Annotated in this window: 21 protein-coding genes; 14 read left to right on the top strand and 7 right to left on the bottom strand. The window is 69.7% G+C overall.

What is annotated here, in order from left to right:
* The first annotated feature begins 99 nt into the window (after positions 1–99).
* The gene (gene acnA, locus F563_RS0118570; protein ID WP_019016199.1) at positions 100–2793 is read left to right on the top strand and encodes an aconitate hydratase AcnA; all 2694 of its coding nucleotides are present in this window, start codon (positions 100–102) and stop codon (positions 2791–2793) included.
* A gap of 109 nt (positions 2794–2902) precedes the next feature.
* Here the strand turns inward: acnA and F563_RS0118565 are convergent, their stop codons facing one another.
* Positions 2903–4102, bottom strand: a complete 1200-nt coding sequence (locus tag F563_RS0118565; protein WP_245557168.1) for a class I SAM-dependent rRNA methyltransferase — start codon at positions 4100–4102, stop codon at positions 2903–2905.
* Between the two features lie 234 nt (positions 4103–4336).
* On the opposite strand from F563_RS0118565, the gene F563_RS0118560 reads away from it, so the two are divergent.
* Positions 4337–5002 carry a helix-turn-helix domain-containing protein gene (locus tag F563_RS0118560; protein ID WP_245557167.1) on the top strand — a complete coding sequence of 222 codons (666 nt, stop codon included), beginning with the start codon at positions 4337–4339 and terminating at the stop codon, positions 5000–5002.
* A 10-nt stretch (positions 5003–5012) separates the two neighbouring features.
* Here the strand turns inward: F563_RS0118560 and F563_RS0118555 are convergent, their stop codons facing one another.
* On the bottom strand, positions 5013–6017 hold the full coding sequence (locus tag F563_RS0118555) for a hypothetical protein (RefSeq protein ID WP_051089429.1): 1005 nt from the start codon (positions 6015–6017) through the stop codon (positions 5013–5015).
* Positions 6018–6278: 261 nt separating this feature from the next.
* Between F563_RS0118555 and F563_RS0118550 the strand changes: the two genes are divergently transcribed.
* The 5 genes from F563_RS0118550 to F563_RS0118530 all read left to right on the top strand — a co-directional run bounded on the left by F563_RS0118550 (position 6279) and on the right by F563_RS0118530 (position 10890).
* Positions 6279–7529 (top strand): Zn-dependent hydrolase, encoded by a 1251-nt coding sequence (locus tag F563_RS0118550; RefSeq protein ID WP_019016195.1) that lies wholly within the window; start codon positions 6279–6281, stop codon positions 7527–7529.
* Between the two features lie 17 nt (positions 7530–7546).
* Positions 7547–7855 carry a putative quinol monooxygenase gene (locus F563_RS0118545; protein WP_019016194.1) on the top strand — a complete coding sequence of 103 codons (309 nt, stop codon included), beginning with the start codon at positions 7547–7549 and terminating at the stop codon, positions 7853–7855.
* Positions 7856–7908: 53 nt separating this feature from the next.
* Positions 7909–8934 (top strand): alpha/beta hydrolase, encoded by a 1026-nt coding sequence (locus tag F563_RS25175; protein WP_019016193.1) that lies wholly within the window; start codon positions 7909–7911, stop codon positions 8932–8934.
* Positions 8931–10046, top strand: a complete 1116-nt coding sequence (locus tag F563_RS0118535) for an aminotransferase class V-fold PLP-dependent enzyme (protein ID WP_019016192.1) — start codon at positions 8931–8933, stop codon at positions 10044–10046. The genes F563_RS25175 and F563_RS0118535 overlap by 4 nt, the downstream gene beginning before the upstream one ends.
* Before the next feature lie 121 nt (positions 10047–10167).
* The gene (locus tag F563_RS0118530) at positions 10168–10890 is read left to right on the top strand and encodes a carboxymuconolactone decarboxylase family protein (protein ID WP_019016191.1); all 723 of its coding nucleotides are present in this window, start codon (positions 10168–10170) and stop codon (positions 10888–10890) included.
* Here the strand turns inward: F563_RS0118530 and F563_RS0118525 are convergent.
* From F563_RS0118525 to F563_RS0118505, 5 genes are read right to left on the bottom strand one after another with little or no spacing between them, the layout of a single operon-like run.
* Positions 10884–11534, bottom strand: coding sequence for a carboxymuconolactone decarboxylase family protein (locus F563_RS0118525; protein WP_019016190.1), 651 nt, complete (start codon positions 11532–11534; stop codon positions 10884–10886). The genes F563_RS0118530 and F563_RS0118525 overlap by 7 nt on opposite strands.
* A gap of 23 nt (positions 11535–11557) precedes the next feature.
* Entirely contained in the window at positions 11558–12292 is a 735-nt protein-coding gene (locus tag F563_RS24145; RefSeq protein ID WP_019016189.1) for a maleate cis-trans isomerase family protein, read from the bottom strand.
* The gene (locus F563_RS0118515) at positions 12289–13923 is read right to left on the bottom strand and encodes a thiamine pyrophosphate-binding protein (RefSeq protein WP_019016188.1); all 1635 of its coding nucleotides are present in this window, start codon (positions 13921–13923) and stop codon (positions 12289–12291) included. The genes F563_RS24145 and F563_RS0118515 overlap by 4 nt, the downstream gene beginning before the upstream one ends.
* Positions 13920–16022 carry a hydantoinase/oxoprolinase family protein gene (locus tag F563_RS0118510; RefSeq protein ID WP_019016187.1) on the bottom strand — a complete coding sequence of 701 codons (2103 nt, stop codon included), beginning with the start codon at positions 16020–16022 and terminating at the stop codon, positions 13920–13922. The genes F563_RS0118515 and F563_RS0118510 overlap by 4 nt, the downstream gene beginning before the upstream one ends.
* Entirely contained in the window at positions 16019–17644 is a 1626-nt protein-coding gene (locus F563_RS0118505) for a hydantoinase B/oxoprolinase family protein (RefSeq protein WP_019016186.1), read from the bottom strand. Before F563_RS0118505 ends, F563_RS0118510 begins: the two co-directional genes overlap by 4 nt.
* 158 nt (positions 17645–17802) lie before the next feature.
* Here F563_RS0118505 and F563_RS24140 point away from each other — a divergent pair, with 158 nt between their 5' ends.
* From F563_RS24140 to F563_RS25440, 7 genes are all read left to right on the top strand, one after another.
* Positions 17803–18879, top strand: a complete 1077-nt coding sequence (locus tag F563_RS24140; RefSeq protein WP_162140605.1) for an ABC transporter substrate-binding protein — start codon at positions 17803–17805, stop codon at positions 18877–18879.
* 22 nt (positions 18880–18901) lie between these two features.
* Positions 18902–19681 carry an ABC transporter ATP-binding protein gene (locus F563_RS0118495; protein ID WP_019016184.1) on the top strand — a complete coding sequence of 260 codons (780 nt, stop codon included), beginning with the start codon at positions 18902–18904 and terminating at the stop codon, positions 19679–19681.
* Complete coding sequence (locus tag F563_RS0118490; protein ID WP_019016183.1) at positions 19678–20517, top strand: ABC transporter permease; 840 nt, start codon at positions 19678–19680, stop codon at positions 20515–20517. The genes F563_RS0118495 and F563_RS0118490 overlap by 4 nt, the downstream gene beginning before the upstream one ends.
* Positions 20517–21311 carry an HpcH/HpaI aldolase family protein gene (locus F563_RS23265; RefSeq protein ID WP_019016182.1) on the top strand — a complete coding sequence of 265 codons (795 nt, stop codon included), beginning with the start codon at positions 20517–20519 and terminating at the stop codon, positions 21309–21311. Before F563_RS0118490 ends, F563_RS23265 begins: the two co-directional genes overlap by 1 nt.
* Positions 21312–21399: 88 nt before the next feature.
* Positions 21400–21603, top strand: a complete 204-nt coding sequence (locus F563_RS25900) for a flavin reductase (protein WP_026299706.1) — start codon at positions 21400–21402, stop codon at positions 21601–21603.
* Complete coding sequence (locus F563_RS25990; RefSeq protein ID WP_425386950.1) at positions 21600–21797, top strand: hypothetical protein; 198 nt, start codon at positions 21600–21602, stop codon at positions 21795–21797. The genes F563_RS25900 and F563_RS25990 overlap by 4 nt, the downstream gene beginning before the upstream one ends.
* 85 nt (positions 21798–21882) lie before the next feature.
* Positions 21883–22066, top strand: a 184-nt coding sequence (locus F563_RS25440; RefSeq protein ID WP_245557099.1) for a helix-turn-helix domain-containing protein, incomplete at its 3' end; no start/stop codon positions are given.

The following is a 22066-nucleotide window of genomic DNA, read 5'->3' as shown; positions in this document are numbered from 1 at the left end:
ACCCCGCATGGACGCGCCCGCACCCTATGGTGTAAGCCCTGCTCCCGCAAAGACGCCCGGGCGCTGTGAGCCTTCTGGGCGCAAACGCGGAGCGAACCCATGAGCATGATCGGGCAGGACAGCCTGAAGACCCGCCGGACCCTGACGGTGGACGGCAAGAGCTATGCGTATTTCTCCATCGAGGACGCGGCCAAGGCCCTGGGCACCGACCTGACGCGCCTGCCCGTGACGCTGAAGATCCTGCTCGAGAACATTCTCCGCTTCGAGGACGGGCGCAGCTACAAGGTCGAGGACGCGAAGGCGATCGCCGAGTGGCTGCAGAGCGCGCACTCCGAGAAGGAGGTGCCGTTCCGCCCCGCGCGCATCCTGATGCAGGACTTCACCGGCGTTCCGGCCGTGGTCGACCTCGCCGCGATGCGTGACGGCATGATCAGGCTCGGCGGCAACCCGCAGAAGGTGAACCCGCTGGTTCCGGTCGATCTCGTCATCGACCACTCGGTGATGGTGGACTATTTCGGCAAGCCCGATGCGTTCCAGAAGAACGTCGAGGTGGAGTTCGAGCGCAACGTCGAGCGCTACACCTTCCTGCGCTGGGGCCAGGAGAGCTTCAACAACTTCCGCGTCGTCCCGCCCGGCACCGGCATCTGCCACCAGGTGAACCTCGAATATCTGTCGCAGGCGGCCTGGACCTCGGAGGAGAACGGCACGAGCTACGTGTTCCCCGACACCTGCTACGGCACCGACAGCCACACGACGATGGTCAACGGCATCGGCGTGCTTGGCTGGGGTGTCGGCGGCATCGAGGCCGAGGCCGCGATGCTCGGCCAGCCGATCGCGATGCTGATCCCGGACGTGATCGGCTTCCGCCTCGTCGGCAAGCTGCCCGAGGGCGCGACCGCGACCGATCTCGTGCTGACGGTCACGCAGATGCTGCGCAAGAAGGGCGTGGTGGGGAAGTTCGTCGAGTTCTTCGGCCCCGGCCTCGCCGAGCTGCCGGTGGCCGACCGCGCGACCATCGGCAACATGGCGCCCGAGTATGGCGCGACCTGCGGGTTCTTCCCGGTGGATGCGGCGACGCTGAAGTATCTCGAACTGACGGGGCGCGACGCGCACCGCATCAAGCTCGCCGAGGCCTATTGGCGCGCGCAGGGCATGTTCCGCGATGCGGACACGCCGGACCCGGTGTTCACCGACACGCTGGAACTCGACCTTTCCACCGTCGTGCCCTCGCTCGCCGGGCCGAAGCGGCCGCAGGATCGCGTGCTCCTCTCGGCGGCGAGCAAGTCGTTCAAGGAGGAGCTGACCAAGTCGCTCGGCGTGCCGGCAAACGATGTGGGCAAGCGGGTGAAGGTCGAGGGCACGAACTACGAGCTCGGCCACGGTGATGTGGTGATCGCCGCGATCACCTCCTGCACCAATACGTCGAACCCGTATGTCATGGTCGCGGCGGGGCTGGTCGCACGCAACGCGCACAAGCGCGGCTTGCAGGTGAAGCCCTGGGTGAAGACCTCGCTTGCGCCGGGCTCGCAGGTTGTCACCGAGTATCTGGAGAAGTCGGGCCTGCAGACCGATCTCGACGCGCTCGGGTTCAACCTGGTGGGCTACGGGTGCACCACCTGCATCGGCAATTCCGGTCCGCTCGACGACCACATCGCGGATGCGATCGAGAACGGCAAGCTGGTGGTGGCCTCGGTTCTGTCGGGCAACCGCAACTTCGAGGGCCGCGTGCACGCCAATGTGCGGGCGAACTACCTCGCCTCGCCGCCGCTGGTGGTGGCCTATGCGCTCGCCGGCACGATGAACATCGACATCACCACCGAACCGATCGGCACCGGCAGCGACGGCAAGCCGGTCTATCTGAAGGACATCTGGCCTTCGAACGCCGAGATCGCACAGGTCGTGCATGGCACGGTCAGCCGGCAGATGTTCCAGGCGCGCTACGGCGACGTGTTCAAGGGGCCGAAGCAGTGGCAGTCGATCGCCGTGGATGGCGGCGAGACCTATCGCTGGAATGACGGCTCGACCTACGTGAAGAACCCGCCCTATTTCGAGGGCATTACGATGACGCCCGCGCCGGTGGGCGACATCAAGGGGGCGCGCATCCTCGCGATGCTCGGTGACTCGATCACCACCGACCACATCAGCCCGGCGGGATCGATCCGCAAGGCCTCGCCCGCCGGCGAGTATCTGCTGGAGCGCCAGATCCGGCCGAACGACTTCAACAGCTACGGCGCTCGCCGCGGCAACCACGAGGTGATGATGCGGGGCACCTTCGCCAACATCCGCATCCGCAACGAGATGACGCCCGGCATCGAGGGCGGCGTGTCGAAGCACTATCCCTCGGGCGACATCGCGCCGATCTACGATGTGGCGATGCGCTACAAGGCGGAGGGCGTGCCGCTGGTGGTGATCGGCGGCAAGGAGTACGGCACGGGCTCGTCGCGCGACTGGGCGGCCAAAGGCACGGCGCTCCTCGGCGTCAAGGCCGTGATCGTGGAGAGCTTCGAGCGCATCCATCGCTCGAACCTGGTCGGCATGGGCGTGCTGCCGCTGGTGTTCACGCAGGGGATGGACCGCAAGACGCTGGCGCTCACCGGCGAGGAGGTGCTGGACATCCTCGGGCTGGCGGACCTGAAGCCGCGGATGGAGCTTGAGCTGGTGATCCACCGCCCCAATGGCGCAGTGGACAAGGTTCCTGTGCTCTGCCGGATCGATACGGTGGACGAGGTGGACTACTACCGCCATGGCGGCATCCTGCATTACGTGTTGCGCGGGATGGCGAAAGCGGCGTAGCGCCAAGTTCCAGGGATCGGGGTTTGGGGGAAGGGCCTTCCGGCCCTTCCCCCAATCTTTTCTGTGTTTGGGGCCAAGGGCCTTTGCCTCCAACCCCGTGAACGCACGCTCAGTCGAGCTGCAACAACTCGGCCTTCAGATACGCGCTTTCCGGCAGGTGCGGATGCACCGGATGGTCCGGCCCGGCGCCTGCCGACCGCAGCACGCGCCCCTCGCGGCCCGCGCGCGCCAAGCCACGCGCGACGCAGGTCGCGAACTCCTCGGCATTCACATGGTGGCTGCACGAGGCGACAAACAGGAACCCTCCCGGCGCGACGACGGCGGCCGCCAGCCGCGCGAGCTTCTCGTAGCCCTTCAGCGCCGGCCCATGGTCCTTGCGCGACTTGGCGAAGGCGGGCGGATCGCACACCACGAGGTCGTAGCGCGCCCCCTCCCCCGCCAGGCGCTCGAGCAGCCCGAACGCCTCCGCGCGCATGATCTCGATCCGCGCGGCGAGGCCATTCGCCCGCGCGGTCTCCGCCGCCAACGCCAGGGCCGGCTCCGAACGGTCGGCCAGCGAGACATGCTCCGCTCCCTCGGCCGCGCAGCGCAGGCCAAAGGCGCCGGTGTGGCAGTAGACGTCCAGCACCCGGCCACCACGCGCCAGCGCCGCCACGGCGTCACGGTTGAAGCGCTGGTCGTAGAACCAGCCGGTCTTCTGCCCGCCAAGGGGATCGACCGGGAACACGACTCCCCCCTCCTGCACGGTCACGCGCTCGGGCAGCGCGCCGGCCAGGACGGCCACCCGCTCGCCGAGCCCCTCGAGCGTCCGCGCCGGGCTGTCGTCGCGCGCCACCACCGCGACAGGCGCGAACAGGTCGGTCAGCGCGGCCAGGATCGCGGGCTCCAGCGCGGCCATCCCGGCCGTGTTGTGGCTGACCACGAACACGTCGCCGTAGCGGTCGACGACCAGCCCGGGCAGGCCGTCGCCCTCGGCATGGCAGAGGCGGTGGAACGGCGCGGCGAACAGCCGGGCCCTCAGGGCGCCGGCCCGCTCCAACCGTTCGGCGACGAATCCGCGGTCGATCACCGCTTCGGGGTCGCGCGACAGCCGCCGCGCCGCGATCAGGCTGCGCGGGTTGAAGATGAAGGTGCCCTCGGGCCGGCCGCCGGCGGCCTCCAGCCGCACCACGAGCCCCGCAGCGAGCTGACGCATGTCGGCCGACCAGTCGAGCTCGTTGGAGAAGACCCACGGATGACCGGCGCGCAGTCGCCGGTCATGGCCGGGGCGCAGGCGCAGGGTCACGCGGTCAGGAACAGGGTTGGTCACGCGCCAGACCATGGCGGCCGCATCGCTGATGAGCAATGCATCCCGTTTTGGGTTGTGCATTGCGTTGTCGCACGTCTATTCTCATCTTCGTGGGACGGTGAGGCGGTACGGCGCGACCGGGCCGCCATCCAATGAATGGCCCGGGAGTGCAGCGCCGCGATGGTCCATCCGGAAGCGCTACGCGTTGTCTCGCAGCGACTGGGCTCACTGCCCGCGCCCTGCGCGGGCTGCGACGTGCGGGAGCGCAATTTCTGCGCCGCCCTCGAACCGCAGGGGATCGCGGAGCTCACGCGCATCCTGACCGAGGCGCAGGTGCCGGCCCATGGCACGCTGTTCCGCGAGGGCGAGCCCGCCGAGTACGTGATGAACATCACGCGCGGTGCGGTGAAGCTCTACAAGCTCCTGGCGGACGGGCGGCGACAGATCCTTGGTTTCCGCTTCGCAGGCGACTTCATCGGCCTCACCGCCGGCGCCGACTACGCTTATTCGGTCGAGGCTCTGACCGAAACCCGTGTGTGCCGGTTCGCGCGGCGCAAGCTCGACATGCTGCGCGAGCGCATGGGGCGCATCGACAAGCGCCTGCTTGAGCTCTCGATCGACGAGCTCACGGCGACGCAGGAACAGCTCGTGCTGCTCGGCCGCAAGCATGCCGAAGAGAAGCTCGTCTCGTTCCTCCTGCTGCTCGGTCAGGGCCAGGTCCGGCGCGGCGAGCCGGGTGAGCCGATCGCCTTGCCGATGAACCGCAGCGACATCGCCGACTATCTCGGCCTCACGATCGAAACCGTCAGCCGCACCTTCACGGCCCTGCGCAAGCGGCGGCTCATCGCGCTCGATGACACCACGCATGTGCGCGTGCTCGATCGCGCGACGCTCGAGGACATGGCAGCCGGGTTGACCTGAGCCAAGCGGCTCAGCGGACGAAGACCCGGACCTCGGTGACCGACGCCTCGCGCGCGGTGGCGGCCGACAGCGACACCCGGTCCGACGGCAGCCCCATCTCGACGAGGCTGCGCACCACGCCCTCGGCCTGGCGGCGCGCATCGTTCGCGGCACGCGCCTGATCGGCCGGTTCGCCGCGCGCCGGGGCAACGCCCTGCACCTCGAACTGCACCCCCGGGTTGCGGTCCAGCGCCGCTGATACCGCGTCGTAGAGGGGCTGGCGGTAGGCGACGTCCGGGCGATCGAAGCGGATCGTCACGAGCGGGCGGCGCTGCGCCGCGGCTGGTACCGGCCGCGTCGGCAGCGCCGTCGGCGTGGCGGCGACCCGGGTGGACAACGGCGCGCCGTACATCCGCCCGCTGTTGATCGACAGCGCCAAGCTGCCCATGGTGCGCCGCTCCGACGCCACGGTCGCGGACTGGCGGCTGACATCGTCGGCGATCTCGTTCAGCACCCGTTCGATCGCGACGATGGTGCGGTTGGTGTCATCCTCCAGCAGATCGAGATTGCGGTGGTCCTGGTCGATGCCGCCCGAGAGCCGGTAGGCGGAGCGGATCGAGTTCTGCAGGAAGCTCGCGGTCGAGGCATTCGCGGCTGCGCGCGTGGACAACGCCGAGAGCCGCCCGACATTCTGCTCGAGCTGGCCGAGCAGTCCCTGCGCCTCGTTCCACGATGAGATCAGTTCCGGGTTGCCCGGCGTGGTCCCGACCTGAAGCCGCGCGGTGATGCCGGCGACGAGCGTCTGATAGCGTGCGGCGAGATCGGCGATCGCGGCGCGCGTGGTGCGGAACTCCTGCGCCGTGCCGTTCACAGCGGATTTGAGCGCGCCAAGCTCGGCGCCGAGCTGCTGCACCCGCGAATCCACCACCGTGCCGGTGGGCGTCAGCCGCGGCGGGGCGGTCGCCAACGCCGCCATCTCCTCCGCCGAGGGCGGAATCTCGATCCGCTGCACCGGCGCCTCGCTGTGCTGGAGCATCTGGCAACCGGACAGCGCCAACCCGAGCGCGACCAGGGCGAGAGGCGGGGGGCAGCGGAGCGGCTTCACGGTGGCGCGGGTCCCCAAGGGTCGGAGGGCGGTCGCGAGCGGGCGGGCGAAGGAATGCAACCTCTAGCAGAGGGTTCGGCGGCAGAGGAAGGCCCGAGGCCCGGTTTTCCGCCCTCCACCGCCAGATGCGCGGCCAAGGGTTGCGGAGGCGGCACGCACCGGCAAGATGGGCCGAGCGACAAGGAGCGGACGATGGGTGTGTTCGCCGGCAATGTCCGGATCGACGAGCGGCGACTGTGGGATCTCCTGATGGAAATGGCGCGAATCGGCGCCACGCCGAAGGGCGGTGTGCGGCGACTCACCCTGTCCACGGTCGACAAGGAGGGACGGGACCGGTTCCGCGCGCTCTGCGAAGCCGAGGGGCTGACGGTGAGCGTCGATGCGATCGGCAACATGTTCGCGCGGCGTGAAGGCCGCGACCCCGCGCGCAAGCCGGTGATGTTCGGCAGCCATCTCGACAGCCAGCCCTCGGGCGGCAAGTTCGACGGCGCGCTGGGCGTGCTGGGCGGGCTGGAGGTCATCCGCACGCTGAACGAGCGGGGGATCGAGACCGAGGCGCCGCTGATCCTCTGCAACTGGACCGACGAGGAGGGAAGCCGCTTCGGCCACTCCCTGATGGGCTCGGGCGTGTGGGTGGGCGGGATCGCGCTGGAGAAGGCCTATGCGCTCGCCGACACCGAGGGGATGACGGTCGGCGAGGCGCTGGAACAGATCGGCTACAAGGGCGACCAGCCTGCCAGCGCCTTCGCGGCCGATGCCTATTTCGAGCTCCACATCGAGCAGGGCCCGATCCTGGAGGCCGAAGAGAAGACCATCGGCATCGTCACCGGCGCGCAGGCCATGGCCTGGTACGATCTCGCGCTCACCGGCTGGGAGAGCCATGCCGGCACCACGCCGCCCTCGCGGCGCAAGGATGCGCTCGTTGGCGCGGCGCGGGTGATCGACCTCGTCGATCGGCTGATGCGCGAGCAGGGCGAGGACGGACGCGGCACGGTCGGCTATCTCGCGGTCGAACCGAACAGCCGCAACGTGGTGCCGGGCAAGGTGACGTTCTCGGCCGAGTTCCGCCACCCATCGGATGCGGTGATCGATGCGCTGGATCGGCGTTTCGAGACCGAGGCGCGCGCGATCGCGGCCGACCTGAAGCTCGATCTCTCGCTCTCGCGGATCTTCCGCTATCCGGCACAGCCCTTCGACCCGGCCTGCGTCGCGCTGGTGCGCGAGGCGGCGGCGCGGCTCGGCTACCCCGCGCGCGAGATCGTCTCCGGTGCCGGACATGATGCCTGCGCCGTCGCGCGCATCATCCCGACGGCGATGATCTTCGTGCCCTGCAAGGACGGGCTCAGCCACAACGAGGCCGAGAGCATCCTTCCCGAGCACGCCGCCGCCGGTGCGCAGGTGCTGTTCGAGGCCGTGCTGGCGCGCGCCAACCGCGTGCTCTGATCCCGAGGAATCCCGCAATGCTGCATGTCATCGCCACTGTGACGCTCGCCGAGGGGGGGTTCGAGCCCTGGAGCCGCGCCTTCGCCGAGGTCCGCCCCGCCGTGCTGGCCGAGGACGGCTGCGAGGCCTACGAGGCGACGCTGGAGCAACCGGGCGTGCTCGGCGCCCAGAGCCCTCTGCCGCCCGACACCGTGGTGATCGTCGAGCGCTGGCGGGATGCGGCGGCCTTGCAGGCGCACAGCACCGCGCCGCACATGACGGCCTACCGCGCCGCCGTGAAACCCTATGTCAAGGGTGTGGCGATCCACGTTCTGCGCCCGCTCTGATGACCCCTTCCTGCTCCGAATGCGTCACTGACCCAACCGTCAGGGAGAGAACGATGCGCCCAATCGCGGCCGCCCTGTCCGCCCTCCTGCTCGCCGCCCCTGCCGCCGCGCAGGAGATCGCGGTGCGCGAGATCGGCAGTTTCCACATCGGCGGGCGGACCGCCACGCTGGAGGGGCTGCCGACCCAGGAGATCACCTTCACCGCCGGCGCGCCGCCGTTCCGCTACGACCCGAACGGGCAGTTCCAGGTCGAGCAGATGTATGTCCAGTACGTGCGGCTCGCGAACCCCCGCGCGCGCTATCCGCTGCTGATGTGGCATGGCGGCGGGCTGACCGGCGTCACCTGGGAGACCACGCCCGACGGTCGGCCCGGCTGGCAGATGGCGTTCCTGCGCGCGGGTCATGACGTCTATGTCTCCGATGCGGTCGAGCGTGGCCGTTCAGGCTGGGCGCGCTTTCCTGAGATCTTCCCCACCGCGCCGATCTTCCGCTCGCTTGCCGAGGGCTGGCACCTGTTTCGTGTCGGCCCCGCCGACGGCTGGAACCCGGACCCGGCGCAGCGGCGCGCCTATCCGACCACCCAGTTCCCCGTGGCGGCCTGGGACCAGTTCGGCAAGCAGTCCGTGCCGCGCTGGGTCACCACCGATCCGGCGATCCAGGCGGCATACAACGCGCTCGTGCAGCGCGTCTGCCCTTGCGTGATCATGGTGCACAGCCAGGGCGGCAATTTCGGCTTCAACGCCGCCCTCGCCGCCCCCGACAAGGTCAAGGCGCTGATCGCGATCGAGCCCTCGGGGGCGCCCGACCCGGCGCGCGCGGATGCGACGGTGCTGAAGGACGTCCCGCATCTCGTCGTGTGGGGCGACTTCATCGAAGGTCATCCGCTGTGGACGCGGCTGGTCCCGAATGTCACGCGCTGGCAACAGGCGATCACGGCGGCAGGCGGGCGTGCCGACACGCTCGACCTGCCGAAGGAGGGCATTCCCGGCAACAGCCATATGCTGATGATGGACCGCAACAGCGACGCGATCGCGGCCCGCATCCAGGCCTGGATGGACCAGCGCGGGCTGATGCGGTGAGCGCCCCCGCGGTCCCGCTGTTCGATCCTGCGGCTTTCCGCATCGGACCCGGGATCGCACATCTCTGCGCTGGCGGCGAAACTCCGTTCCTGCTCCGGCACGACGAGGCGCTGCGGCGCTACGCGGTCGACAAGAGCAACGGCGAGGCCGGCCGCCACGCCCAGGAGGCGGAGGTGGAGCGCGCCCGCGCCCTCGCCGCCGCCCTGTGGGGTGTGGCGGTGGAGGATATCGGCTTCGTCTCCTCGGTCGCCGAGGGCGTCTCGATGCTGATCGAGAGCATCGACTGGCGGCCGGGCGATAACGCCGTGTTCGACGCGAACGAGTATCCCTCGGTGATCGCCCCGCTGCTGGTCGCGGGCGCGGCCGAGGTGCGGCTCGCCTCGGCCGAACGCCCGATGGCGAGCCTGGTGGACGGCCGCACGCGGCTGATCGGCGCGAGCCATGTCTCGTACCTGCACGGCGCGCGGGCCGATCTGCCGGCGCTGCGCGCGCTCGCCGACCGCGTCGGCGCGCTGCTGGTGGTCGATCACACGCAGGCCGCAGGCGCGATGCCGATCGCCGCCGCGATCGCCGACTTCGCCTTCGCCGCGACCTACAAATGGCTGCTCGGCATGACCGGCGTGGCCGTCGCCTACTGGAACCGCGCGCGCCAGCCCGGCTGGGCGCCGCGCACGGCCGGCTGGCACTCGCTCGGCGGCACGGCACGTCCGCGCTGGGATCAAGTACCCGCGCTGCGGCCGGACGCGATGCGGTTCTGCCGTGGCAATCCCGCGCACGGGCCGGTCTATGTGCTGGCGGGCGCGCTCGACTACCTGCGCGACTTCGACCCGTCAGCGGTGCAGCGGCACATCCAGGGCTGCACCACGGCCCTGCTCGCCGGTCTCGCCGAACTCGGCATCGCCAGCACCACGCCCGCGGACCCCGCGCATCACGGCGCCTCGGTCTGCTTCGAGAGCCCGAACGCAGAGGAGATCACCGCGCGGCTCGCCGAACGGGGCGTGCTGGTGTGGAACGGCCGCGGACGCGTGCGCATCAGCGTGCATGGCTACAACGCGCTCAGCGACGTCGAGGCGTGCCTCGCCGCGCTCCGCTCGTTGCGCCCCCTCGTGTGATCCCGAGCCACGTCTCGAGCGCCTGTCGAGGGACCGGCCCTCCCCCGCCCCGTGACAAACCCGCACACTCCCGCAAGATCGGCCCGATTCTGGGGGAGCCGCAGCGGAAGGGAATGATGCCATGGCGAGCGATGATCAGGTGCTGATCGCGCGGGTTCGGGCCGTCAAGGACAAGCGCGGCTATCTGCTGCCGCATCACGGCCTGCTCGCCGCGATGTCCGAGACGATGCTGGCGCATTACGACGCGCTCTACACCGCACTCGCGCTCGAACGGAAACAGCTCGACGACCGGGCGCGCGAGTTCGTCTGGCTCTGCGTGCTGATCGCGACCGACGAGGCGATCGCCAGCCATCACATCGCCAGGTTCCGCCAGGGCGGCGGCACGGCGGACGAGATCGCCGCGGCAATCCGCCTGACCGCCTGGGCGGTCGGTGCACCCGCCTACACCTTCATCGCCGAGCACTGGGCCCGGCACCTGCCGGATGTGCCGATCGCCGACCGCTACCGCGCCGATCTCGCGGTCAACGCGGGCGACATGGCGCTGCGCATCGCCGTTCCGGCCGTCGCCGCGGTGCATGCCGCGCGTGGCGACTTCACGCTGCTCGCGCGCGCAATCGCCGTCGCCTATGTGATCGGAGTGCCCGAGCTCGAACTCGCAGAGGCGCTCACCATCATGATGTTCCCCGGCAGCGTGCCGCGCTTTGTCGAGGCGGCGCGCGTCTGGCTCGATCTGATCCGTGCGGGCACCGTGCAACCATCACCGGCCTTCGCCGCCTGGGCACGGCTGCAAGGCCAGGGCGGCTTCGACGAGGCCGTGCAGCGTGCAGGATCTGTGGCTCAGTAGGGCGGGGGAACCAGCCGCTCGCGCGCCGCCTCCTCCCAGTATTCGACCGCCTCGATCAGCGTGTTGCCGCCGCAGGGCAGCAGCAGATAGGAGAACGCCTCGCAGATCTGCGCAGACGTAGCGCCGGCAGCGCAGGCCTCGGCGAGATGCAGCACCGTGCCCTGACGGTGCCGGCGCGCCGCCTGGCATGTCGCGGCAACCAGATGCGCGAGTGACGGCTCCAGCGTGCCGCGCACCGCCTCGAACGCGGCGAGGTAGCGTTGCTTCAGCGTATCCGGGAGGGCCCAGCGCGGCCAATGCGCCCCGACGAACTCGACCACGCCCAAACCTTCGGTGACGGCCGCGATCGCCACGGCGCGCGCGATGTCATCGTTGCTGAGTCCTGCCGCGACGGCACGGCGCATGTGGATGAAGCCGTGCACCTCCCGCGCGGCCGCCAGCAGACCTGCCCAGACGGTCTCGCGCTCGCGTGGGGTCAGCACGCGGGGCGTGAGCGTCAGGCTCTCGTAGAAACGGTCGTAGTCACGCAGCAGCCGGGGTGCGTGGGCAGCGAACATGCGGTGATACGGGAGCGTGTAGCCGCGCTTCGCCTCCACCTCGGCGAGGATCGCCGTGCCGTCAGGGGCATCTGGATCGTCCGGCATGCTCTCAGGATCTCCGGGGGCTCTCAGCGGGCGGCGAGGTCGGGGTTGAGGGCCGTGAGCAGGGGCGCCTGCGGGAGCCCTGCCGCGCGCATCAGCCACCAGGCGAGGCAGAGATTGGAGGTGAGGTAGCACCCCTGGTGCGCTGCACCGATGCGCGCCAGCGCGCCGATCGTGTAGGCACCCGTGCCGGTGAGCAGCACGGCATCCGCCTCCGTGGCACCAACCGCCGCAATCGCGTCGGCCAGCTCGTCCTCGCTCGCGTCATAGGCGCGGAACACGTCGCCCATCGTCGCCAAGGCCGCCAACTGGAACCCGCCCTGCCGCCAATAACCGCGCGACCACTCGGTCAGCCAGTCGGGATAGGGCGAGACGAGTGCGATCCGCCGCACGCCAAGCGCACGCAGCGCCTCGGTCACGGCGAAGCTCGCGGTCGCGACCGGACGTCCGGCCAGCTCGGAGAGACGCCCGCACAGCGCGGCGTCGGCGTCCGGACCGTCGCGATAGGTCGCGCTCATGAAGGCGATGCCGATCGCGGCGAGATCGAGATCGCCGAACGCGCGCACGGCCTCCGGATAGGCCGCGCCGTAGCCCTCGCAGCGCGCGCGCAGATCACCCGGCAGCACAGGCAGGCGGGCGATGTGCAGCACCGCGGACGGACCGGTCAACGCGTGCAGCTCCGGCTCGGCGGCCGGGTTGGCGGGCGGCACGATCGCGCCCAGTCGGGCCGACGTGCCGGAGGGCAGCGGCGAGGCGCTCATCCGCGTGCGGCCGCGAGCTGGGCCGGATAGCCCGCGGCATCGATGCGCACATCGATCAGCGCCCGGTCTGGCGCCGCGAGTGCCGCGTCGAGGGCCGTACGATACTCCGCCACCGTCTCGACGGTGAAGCCGAGACACCCCATCCCCCGCGCCGCCTCGGCGAAGCCGGGATGCGCCCAGCCGACGCTGCCCGGCGGCAGCGCGCGCCGTCCCTTCTTCAGATCGATCAGGCTCAGCGAGCCGTCGTTGAACACGATCACGACGACCCGCGCACCGGAGCTCGCGGCGGTCGCGAGTTCTCCGAGACACATGAGGAGGCCGCCATCGCCGGTGAAGGCGAGTGCCGGGCGCTCGGGGTCCGCCAACGCGGCGGCGATTGCGGCCGGCAGAGCGAAGCCCATCGAGGCGAGGCCGTTCGAGATGAGCAGATCGTTGGGTTCCCGGCACGGCCAGAAGCTGGTCGCGCTGAACATGTGCGCGCCCGCATCCACCGTCACGCGCGGATGGAGCCCCGCGCGCGCGCAGGCCTCGGCGGCGAGCGTGACGACGCGCTCGGGCCCGACGCGATCGCCCGCGCCGGGATTGGCGAGCGCCGCGAGCCAGCCGGTCCGCGCCCTCGCGATCTCCGTCGGGCTCCAGGCGCTTGCGCGCGCGTCCGCCGCGAGGGCGTCCAGACCGGCCGCGATCGCGCCCTCGATGACCACAGCAGGCTCCGTGTAGTGCACCGGACGACGGAACCGCACGAGATCGATCACCGGGGCGCGGTAGCGCCAGGGTTGCAGGATCAGCTCCACCGGATCGACGCCGGCCAGCAGGATCACGTCCGCCTGATCGACGAGCGGTGCTTCCGCCGCGCCGCCGGTGAAGATGCCGGCGAAGAACGGGTCGTCATCGGCGATCACGCCCTTCGCCTTGTAGGTGACCAGCACCGGCGCGCCGAGCGTCCGGGCGAGCGCGCGCACCGAGCGCGACGCGTCGCGCGCCTCCAGTCCGACGACGATCACCGGGCGCCGTGCCTTCCGCACCAGCGCCGCTGCGGATGTCACGCTGGCGTCATCGGGCGCCGACGCGAACGGCAGCGGACCGAGCGTCACGGTCTCGGCGAGCCGCCGCGCCGCCTCCCCGGTCATCTCCAGAACGGCCGGGCCGCGACACGGCCCGTGCATCGCCGCGACAAGTTCGGCGATCCTTGCGCCCAGATCGGGTCCGCTGGTCACGGCATAGCCGCGCACGAGCGGCGCCATGAACGCCGCCTGATCGAACACTTGGTGCGTGACATAGCCGGCCTGTGTCGGTGTGAACCCGTCCGTCACCAGCAGCACCGGCGCGCGCTCCAGCGAGGCATTGGCGATGCCGTTGGCGGCGTTCGCAAGCCCTGGCCCCTTGGTGACCAGGACCGCACCTGGCCGGCCGGTGACCTCGGCGCAGGCGGTCGCCATCATCGCCGCAGCCCCCTCGTGGCGCGCGAGGGTGAACGGAATGCCGGCACGCGCCGCTGCCTCGATCAGATCGAGGCTCGATCCGCCGCCGGGCACGCCGAAGATTCGGCTGACGCCGAGCTGGGCGAACACATCCGCCAGCACATCCGCCACGGTCGGCGCAGCGATGGCGGTCCTGGCCTGAACCGTCACGTCATTTCTCCCCCGTCTGCTTCCGCGAGCCTGATCACCAGGTGGCCGGCCGCATCCGTCGAAGCGGTCGCGCCCTCTGGGATCACGGCCGTGCTCTCGCGTTCCTCGACCACCGCAGGTCCGACAATCAGCCTTCCCGGCGCAAGACGATAGCGGTCGTACACGGTCGCGTCACGGAACCTGCGGGCGTTGGCGCAGAACACGGCCCGAACACCTTTGACTGCCTCGCCGTCGGACGTCACGGCCGCCGACATACGCATCTGCGGCCGTGGACCCCGCGCGACGACACGCCATGTCACGATCTCGATCTCGCCTCTGGGCTCGATCCGGTCGTAGAGCGTCCGGTAACGCGCCTCGAACGCCGCCTGCGTGCGCCCGTGCCAGTCGCCCGCGCGCGGATCGGGCAGCGCCACCTCGATCGCGTGCCCCTGGCCGCGATAGCGCAGCTCCGCCAACCGATCGAGCCCGGCCGCGCTGTGATCGACGCCCGTGCCGGCGAGATGGCAGAGCGCCTCGTCGGCAAGCGCGTCAAGCAGTACCGCCGCCTCGTCCGCGGAGACGGCGGCGAGCGGAATGATGTGCGAACGCGCGGCAGCGAAGGCGACGGGGCTCGCGAGGAAGCCGAAGGCCGAGGCCACACCCGCACCCGCCGGGCAGATCACCCGGCGCATGCCGAGCCGACGCGCGACATCGCAGGCATGGACCGGCCCGGCGCCGCCGATCGCGACCATGGCGTAGTCGGCGACGCGCACGCCCTTCTCGATCGCATGGATCGCTGCGGCCTGCGCCATGCTCTCGTCCACGATCGCGCGAATGCCGAGCGCGGCGTCGATCACCGAAAGCCCGAGCGGCTCGGCGATCGCGCGCCGGATCGCCGCCTCCGCAGCGGCGCGGTCCAGGCGCATCGTACCGCCGAGAAAGCTTCCGGCATCGAGATGCCCGAGCAGCAGATCGGCATCCGTCACGGTCGGTTGCGTGCCGCCGCGGCCGTAGCACGCGGGGCCCGGATCGGCCGCGGCACTGTCCGGCCCGACCTCGATCACGCCGAGCGCGTTGACACGCGCGATCGAGCCGCCGCCCGCGCCGATCTCGATCATGTCGATCGCCGGCACCAGCAGCGGCAGGCCACTGCCGGGGCGGAAACGGGCGATGCGCGCGACCTCGAAGACGGAGGTGTGAGACGGCTCGCCGTTGGGGATCAGGCAGGCCTTGGCGGTGGTGCCGCCCATGTCGAAGGCCAGCACGTCGTGGGCGCCGATCGCCGCACCGGCAAGCGCAGTCGCCTGCGCACCACCCGCCGGGCCGGACTGCACCAGCCGCACCGGGTATCGCATGGCCGCTCCCTGATGGATCGTGCCGCCATCCGACTGCATCAGCAGCAGTTCCGAGCGTACGCCGAGCGCGCGCAGCCCCTCGGCGAGGCGCGCGAGATAGCGACGAAACACCGGCTGGACATAGGCGTTGGCAACCGTCGTCGTCGCACGCTCGTACTCGCCGAGCGCAGGCGCCACCTCGCTGGACAGCGACACCTCGACATCGGACAGGTGGCGGGCGATGACCTCCGCCATCGCCCGCTCGTGCGCGGGGTTGCGGAAGGCGTGCAGAAATGTCACCGCCACCGCCTCGACCCCCATCGCGGCAAGCCACTCCACGGCCTCCTCCGCCGAGCCTGGGTCGAAGGGGATCAGGACCGCTCCGTCGGGGCCGAGCCGTTCGGTGACCTCGACCGAGCGCGAGCGGGGCACGAGCGGCGCGGCAAGCGTGATGTTCAGGTCATAGATGTCCCAGCGCCACTCGCGCGCCATCACCAGCAGATCACGGAACCCCGCCGTGGTGACGAAGCCGGTACGCACGCCCTTGCGCTCGATGATCGCATTGGCGACCAGGGTGGTGCCGTGGATGACCTGGGCGATCGCCTGCGGCGCGACACCGGCAAGCCGCGTCACCTCATCGATGCCTGCGAGGACGCCCTCGGATGGATCGGCGGGCGTGGTCAGCACCTTGCCGTTCCACAGCGCGCCGCTTGCGGGATCGCTCAGGACGAGATCGGTGAAGGTGCCGCCGATATCGACACCGAGCCGCAGCCGAGGATCGCTCACGCGGGACGTCCTGCGCCCGTGATCAGGCCCTCGACGAGATCGGCTTCGTGGTCGGCCTGCTGGCGTTCCGAAGGTGGGCCGAAGCCACCGCCGCCGGGCGTCTCGAAAGCGAGCGTGCTGCCGGGATCGAGCGAGCCCGCGGTCTTTGCCGGGATGGGCTTGCCGTCCAGCAGCTCGCGACCGCATGCGCCCGGCTCGCCTCCGAGCAGGCCGCGCGGCGGGTGCAGCACCCGCTCGTGCCGATACATGAAACGCACCGGCGCCATGCCGATGTTTCGGAACGCGATGCGCTGGCCGAGCCCGCCACGCTGCCGGCCCGCGCCACCGCTGTCGGGGATCAGCCGCCGCTCCGTCACCAGCAACGGCACATCGTTCTCGAACTGCTCGGCCGGGGTGTTCGCGACGTTGGTCGGGAACGACAGCACCGACGGGCCGTCGCTTGCGGCGCGCGCACCGTGGCCACCGCTCATGAAGTACATCTTCGCGAAGCGCCGACCCGTGCGGTCTTCGCCGCGGAAGTACACGTTCCAGGCCGGCGCCCCGGCTTCCGCCGCCACGCGCTCGGGCACGAGCTTCGCAAGCGCGCCGAGGACAACGAACGGCAGATAGTGGCCGGACAGATGCCGGCCCCACACCGGCGCCGGCCGGCGCGGATTGACCAGACAGCCTTCCGGCGCGCTGATCGTGATCGGTCGCAGGCCACCATCGTTGTTCGGCGCGCGCGGATTGAAGGCGCACTTCACGGCGTAGGCGGCATAGGCGCTGCTGAAGCCGAACGGCGAGTTTACGGGATGCGGCACCTGCGGTGCTGTTCCGGCGAAGTCGAGCGCGATCCCGTCCCCACGCTTCTCGATCCGGCAGCGGATAGGCAGCCGCGCCTCAAACCCGTCCGCCACCGTCTCATCCTCGACCACGCCGTCGGGTGCGGCCGCGAGCGCCGCACGCATGCTCGCCTCCGAACGTGCCAGGATCGCGTCCACGATCGGCCCGAGTTCCACAACCCGCTCCTGATCGAGGATGCAAAGCAGGCGCCGCTCGGCCACCCCGAAGGCAGCGAACATCGCACGGATATCGCCCATCGCCTCGTCGGGCTCGCGGAAGTTCTCGACCAGGAAGCCGACGATCTCACGGTCCTCGACCCCGGCCTTGACGATGCGGCAGATCGGGATGGTCAGTCCCTCCTCGTACACGTCGCGCGCATCGGGACGCGGCGCCCCACCGACATCGACGCAGTGGAACGTGCCGCCCACGAATGCGATCAGCCGGCCGTCGAGAAAGATCGGTCGCGCGAGCGTGATGTCGTTCAGATGCCCGGTGCCGAGCCACGGATCGTTGCTGATCAGCACATCGCCGGGCTTCAGGCTCTGCGCAGGGATGCGCGCCAGCATGGCCCGCAAGGTGCGCGGCATGGTGCCGAGGAAAGAGGGGATCGAGCGCGAGGACTGCGCGAACTGGCGGCCTTGCGCGTCCATCAGCGACACCGCGAGATCCCAGTTCTCGCGCACCACCGCGCTGAAGCTCGTGCGCACGAAGGCCTGCGCGACCTCATCCATCAGCCCGGTCAAACGCTGCCAGAGGACACCGAGCGTGACGACATCAGTCGCGTGGGTGGGCGCGCGCATTGTGCTTTCGGCTCTGCAACAGCAAGGCTGCCTTGCCGGGCAAGGATGCCTGCACTACGGTGACACGACAACCCGTCCGCGCATGCGCCATCCGCATCGGCGGTCGCCAAAGGGACGGGAGGATGGATGGGGAGCCGGAGATGGACAGGACGCTGGAGATGGCCAAGTCGCGCCGCGCGATGCTGCGCGCGAGCCTTGCGGTCGGTGGTGTCGCCGCCATGCAGGGTGCCGCCTCGGCCCTGCTGCTCGCACCGTCCGCACGCGCGCAGACGGGCGAGCTCAGCACCTTGCGCGCCACCGCCAAGTCGTGGCTCTGGGCGGCCGAGGACTATGCCAGCTCACGGGGAATGTTCGAGAGGGCCGGGCTCCGGGTCCGAATGGCCGCGACCGAGCGGGGCGTGAACCAGGATGCGCTGCTGGCCGGCGCCACCGACATCCTGCTCGGCGCGCCTACCCAGAACATGCGCGTCCAGATCCGCCGTCAGCCCATCAAGATGATCTGCGGCATGGTGAACAAGTACGCCTCGAACATCGTCATCAAGAAGGAGCTCGCCGATCGCGCCGGCGTGACGGAGGCGTCCGATCCGGCCGCGAAGGGGCGCGCGCTGAGGGGGCTGCGGCTCGGCACCACCGGCGTCGGCGCTGGCCCGGACCAGCTCATCCGCTACGTCATGCGGCTCGGTGGGCTGGATCCGGACCGCGATGGGCAGCTCGTGCCCGTGCGTGGCGGTGGACCGGCGATGCTGGCGGCAATGCAGAACAACCAGCTCGACGGCTTCTGTCTGTCGTCGCCGACGTCCGATCTCGCTGTGCAGCGCTTCGGCGCGGTGTACCTGTTCAACATGTCCACCAATCCCCCGCCAGCGCTCGCTGACTATCTCTACATCACCGCGTCGGTCACCGAGCGGACGCTGCGCGAGAAGGGTGAATTGCTCACCGCCTATTGCAAGGGCGTGGCGATGGCACTCGAAGCCATCAAGAAGACTCCTGACGACTTCAAGGCCTGGTCCAAGGAGTGGTTCACCGGCATGGAGGACCAGCTGTTCGAGACGAGCTTCGTGAACAATATCGACATCTACATGGCCACGCCGGTACCGACGCAGCGTCACTTCGAGCTGAACATGGAGTTCCTGAAGGACGAGCTTCGCCTCACGAACCAACCGCCGCCGCCCGAAAGCTATGCCTTCGGCGACGCGTGGGACCTTCGGTTCGTCGAAGCCGCGATGAAGGCCTGATCACGCCACCGGAGCAGCGGAGATGGCGATCGAGATCGAGGGCGCAGCCAAGCGCTACCTGCGTCGCGGCCGCGAGATCGAGGCGCTCGCCCCGGTGACCCTGACGATCGAGGATGGCGCGTTCGTCGCCTTCCTCGGCCCATCGGGATGCGGGAAGTCGACGATGCTGAACATGATCGCCGGGATCATTCCGCCGAGCGATGGGCGCATCGTCCATGACGGCCGCGTGGTCGACGGCATCAACCGACGCGTCGGCTACATGACGCAGGTGGACAGCCTGCTGCCCTGGCGCACCGCGGAGGACAATATCGGCCTGCCGCTTGAACTCCAGGGCATGGCCAAACCGGACGCGAGCGCACGCATCGACCGGATGCTGAACATGGTCAAGCTGGAGCAGTTTCGCCGACACTTCCCGGTTGAACTCTCCGGCGGGATGCGCAAGCGTGTCGCCTTGGCCCAGGTGCTCGCCTATGACCCGCCGACCCTCCTGATGGACGAGCCGTTCGGCGCCCTCGACGCGCAGCTCAAGCTCGTCATGCAGGCCGAACTGACGGCGATCTGGGAGGAGAGCCGCAAGACCGTGGTGTTCGTCACCCACGACATCGCCGAAGCGGTGGCACTCGCCGATCGGGTTGTGGTTTTCACGACGAGGCCAGGCCGCGTGCAGTCGGTGCACGAAATCGACCTGCCGCGGCCGCGCGACATCTTCCGCATCCGCTTCGACCGACGCTTCCAGGAGCTCTATGAGACGCTCTGGTCCGCGCTCGAACCCGATATCCGCCGCGAGGAGGATGCCGCATGACCACGCGGGCCGGCGTCTACGAGGCCGACGAGTTCGCCCCGGGCCGGCCTTCCGCTGCTGCTGCTGCCCATGCCGCGGCCGAGGCGCGCCGCCACCAGGTGCTGATGGCGCTGCGCGTGCTGGTCGGTGTGGTGTTCCTGGCGTTCTGGGAGTTCGCCTCCGACCGGCTGATCGACGCATTCTTCGTCTCGAGCCCGGTCGCGGTCGGTGGCCGGCTGTGGCAGTGGCTCTCGGACGGCACGCTGTTCTACCATCTCTCCTTCACGCTGACCGCAACGGGACTTGGCTTCCTGCTCGGCTCGCTGATCGGTTTCACGATCGGCTTCGCGCTCGGCCGGTCGAACGATCTCGCGACCATCTTCGATCCCTACATCACCGCGATCTACTGCCTGCCGAAGATCGCGCTCGCGCCGCTGTTCATCATGTGGTTCGGGATAGGCATCGAGTCCAAGGTCGCCGTATCCGCCGTGATCGTGTTCTTCCTCGTGTTCCTGAACACCTATGCGGGGGTACGCGACGTCAACCCGGTGCACATCCATGCCACACGCATCATGGGGGCAGGCGAGTGGCAGCTGCTGCGCAAAGTGATCCTGCCCTCGGCGGCGGCGTGGGTGTTCACCGGGCTCAAGGTGTCGGTCCCTTACGCTCTGATCGGTGCCGTGGTCGGCGAGTTCATGAGTTCGAACCGCGGGGTCGGGTTCCTGATCGCACAGTCCTCGGCAATGTTCGACACCGCGAGCACCTTCGCCGGACTCGTCGTCCTGGCTGTGGTGGGGGCAGCGATCAACGGCGGACTGAAGCGGCTTGAGCGTCACGTGCTGCGCTGGCGGGCCTGATGACGGTCAGTCCGGCGACACGCTTCCGTGCGACGATCAGCGGTGGCGGGATCGTCCTCGGGAGCAATGTGCGCTTCAGCCGTAGCGCCGAGATCGGCGCGATGCTCGCCGAGTGCGGCTTCGCTTGGATGATGCTCGACTTCGAGCACAGCCCGATGACACCGCATCTCGCCTACGACATCGCGCTCGGCGCGATCCGGTCTGGTGTGCTGCCGCTTGCGCGTCCGGCCTCACACGATGCGTGTGAGATCGCTGGACTGCTGACCAACGGCGCGCTCGGCGTGCTGGCCCCGCACGTTGACACGGCCGAACAGGCGGCGGCGATCGCGGCCGCTTGCCGTTTCGCCCCGCGTGGGAAGCTCTCGGTGCCGGGCTCGCTGCCGCAATTCGGCTACGGCCTCAAGCTTGCCGAGGCCTGCGCGCGGTTCAACGCAGAGGTCGTCGTGATCGCGATGATCGAGAGCGCGCGGGCGGTCGAGAATGTCGCCGCGATTGCCGCGACGGAAGGGATCGACGGCATCTTCATCGGTGCCTCCGACCTGCTTTGGGACCTTGGCCTGCCCGGCGGCTACCAGAGCCGCGAGCTCGCGGAGGCGGTCGCGACGTGCACGGCAGCCGCCGGCGCGGTCGGCAAGTTCGTCGGGCTCGGTGGGCCGCCGGTGGAGGCCGTCTGGCGTGCGGCGATCGGCGCCGGCGTGCGGATGGTGCTGACCGAGAACGACATGACGCTGCTGCTGCGGGGGGCCCGCGATCGCGCGGCGTTCTTCGCCGGGCTGCATCCCGCAGCGCGCTAGGCGCGGCCCCCTCCCCGTCAGCGCCTCATCTTGCGATCGGCACGCCGATCGCAGGAGAATGCAAGATCATTCCCCGCCGGAGGGGGCGATGCGGACCCTGGCGCTCGGCAAGGTCTATCAGCTGCTCGAACCCGGCCCGGTCGTCCTCCTGACGACGGCTCACCGCGGCAAGCCGAATGTCATGACGATGTCCTGGCATATGATGGTGGACTTCGAGCCGCCATTGGTCGCCTGCACCGTGAGCAGCGGCCATACAGCGTCACCGCGCGACGGGCGACCAGGGAGTGCGTGATCGCTATTCCGGCGGTCGAGCTGGCCGCGACGGTCGTGGCGGTTCGCACCTGCTCAGGGCGCGCGGTGGACAAGTTTACCCGGTTCGGACTGACGCCAGCGCCAGCCCAGCAGGTCACCGCGCCTCAAGTGGTCGAGTGCCTCGCCAATCTCGCATGCCGTATCGCCGACGCGCGCAGCGTCCCTAGAGCCTGATTCCTTCTGGTGGAATCGGATTGGGTGTTCCGGCGCGTTTGGTTTTCTGATTCAAGCTGCTGGCTGGGCTGGAGGCCAGCAGCCGATGACCCGAGCCCTGTCCTGTGATCTGCGTGATCGCGTCGTGGCGGCCATGCGGAATGGCGCGAGTTGCCGCGAGGCGGCCAAGCTGTTCTCGGTGAGCGTGGCGAGCGCGGTGCGTTGGTCGCAGTTGTATCGCGCGACCGGCAGCACGGCGCCGCGGCCTCATGGTGCGCGGCGACGCCCGG

The organism is Elioraea tepidiphila DSM 17972 (assembly GCF_000378465.1).
Lineage (GTDB): Bacteria > Pseudomonadota > Alphaproteobacteria > Acetobacterales > Acetobacteraceae > Elioraea > Elioraea tepidiphila.
This window is presented reverse-complemented; position numbering and strand designations above follow the sequence as displayed.

Bases quoted from the DNA above. Each gene is read 5' to 3' on its own strand.
- acnA (WP_019016199.1), top strand. From the start codon at position 100: ATGAGCATGATCGGGCAGGACAGCCTGAAGACCCGCCGGACCCTGACG.
- F563_RS0118555 (WP_051089429.1), bottom strand. From the start codon at position 6,017: ATGCTCCAGCACAGCGAGGCGCCGGTGCAGCGGATCGAGATTCCGCCC.
- F563_RS0118550 (WP_019016195.1), top strand. From the start codon at position 6,279: ATGGGTGTGTTCGCCGGCAATGTCCGGATCGACGAGCGGCGACTGTGG.
- F563_RS0118545 (WP_019016194.1), top strand. From the start codon at position 7,547: ATGCTGCATGTCATCGCCACTGTGACGCTCGCCGAGGGGGGGTTCGAG.
- F563_RS25175 (WP_019016193.1), top strand. From the start codon at position 7,909: ATGCGCCCAATCGCGGCCGCCCTGTCCGCCCTCCTGCTCGCCGCCCCT.
- F563_RS0118530 (WP_019016191.1), top strand. From the start codon at position 10,168: ATGGCGAGCGATGATCAGGTGCTGATCGCGCGGGTTCGGGCCGTCAAG.
- F563_RS0118525 (WP_019016190.1), bottom strand. From the start codon at position 11,534: ATGCCGGACGATCCAGATGCCCCTGACGGCACGGCGATCCTCGCCGAG.
- F563_RS24145 (WP_019016189.1), bottom strand. From the start codon at position 12,292: ATGAGCGCCTCGCCGCTGCCCTCCGGCACGTCGGCCCGACTGGGCGCG.
- F563_RS0118505 (WP_019016186.1), bottom strand. From the start codon at position 17,644: ATGCGCGCGCCCACCCACGCGACTGATGTCGTCACGCTCGGTGTCCTC.
- F563_RS24140 (WP_162140605.1), top strand. From the start codon at position 17,803: ATGGCCAAGTCGCGCCGCGCGATGCTGCGCGCGAGCCTTGCGGTCGGT.
- F563_RS0118495 (WP_019016184.1), top strand. From the start codon at position 18,902: ATGGCGATCGAGATCGAGGGCGCAGCCAAGCGCTACCTGCGTCGCGGC.
- F563_RS0118490 (WP_019016183.1), top strand. From the start codon at position 19,678: ATGACCACGCGGGCCGGCGTCTACGAGGCCGACGAGTTCGCCCCGGGC.
- F563_RS23265 (WP_019016182.1), top strand. From the start codon at position 20,517: ATGACGGTCAGTCCGGCGACACGCTTCCGTGCGACGATCAGCGGTGGC.
- F563_RS25900 (WP_026299706.1), top strand. From the start codon at position 21,400: ATGCGGACCCTGGCGCTCGGCAAGGTCTATCAGCTGCTCGAACCCGGC.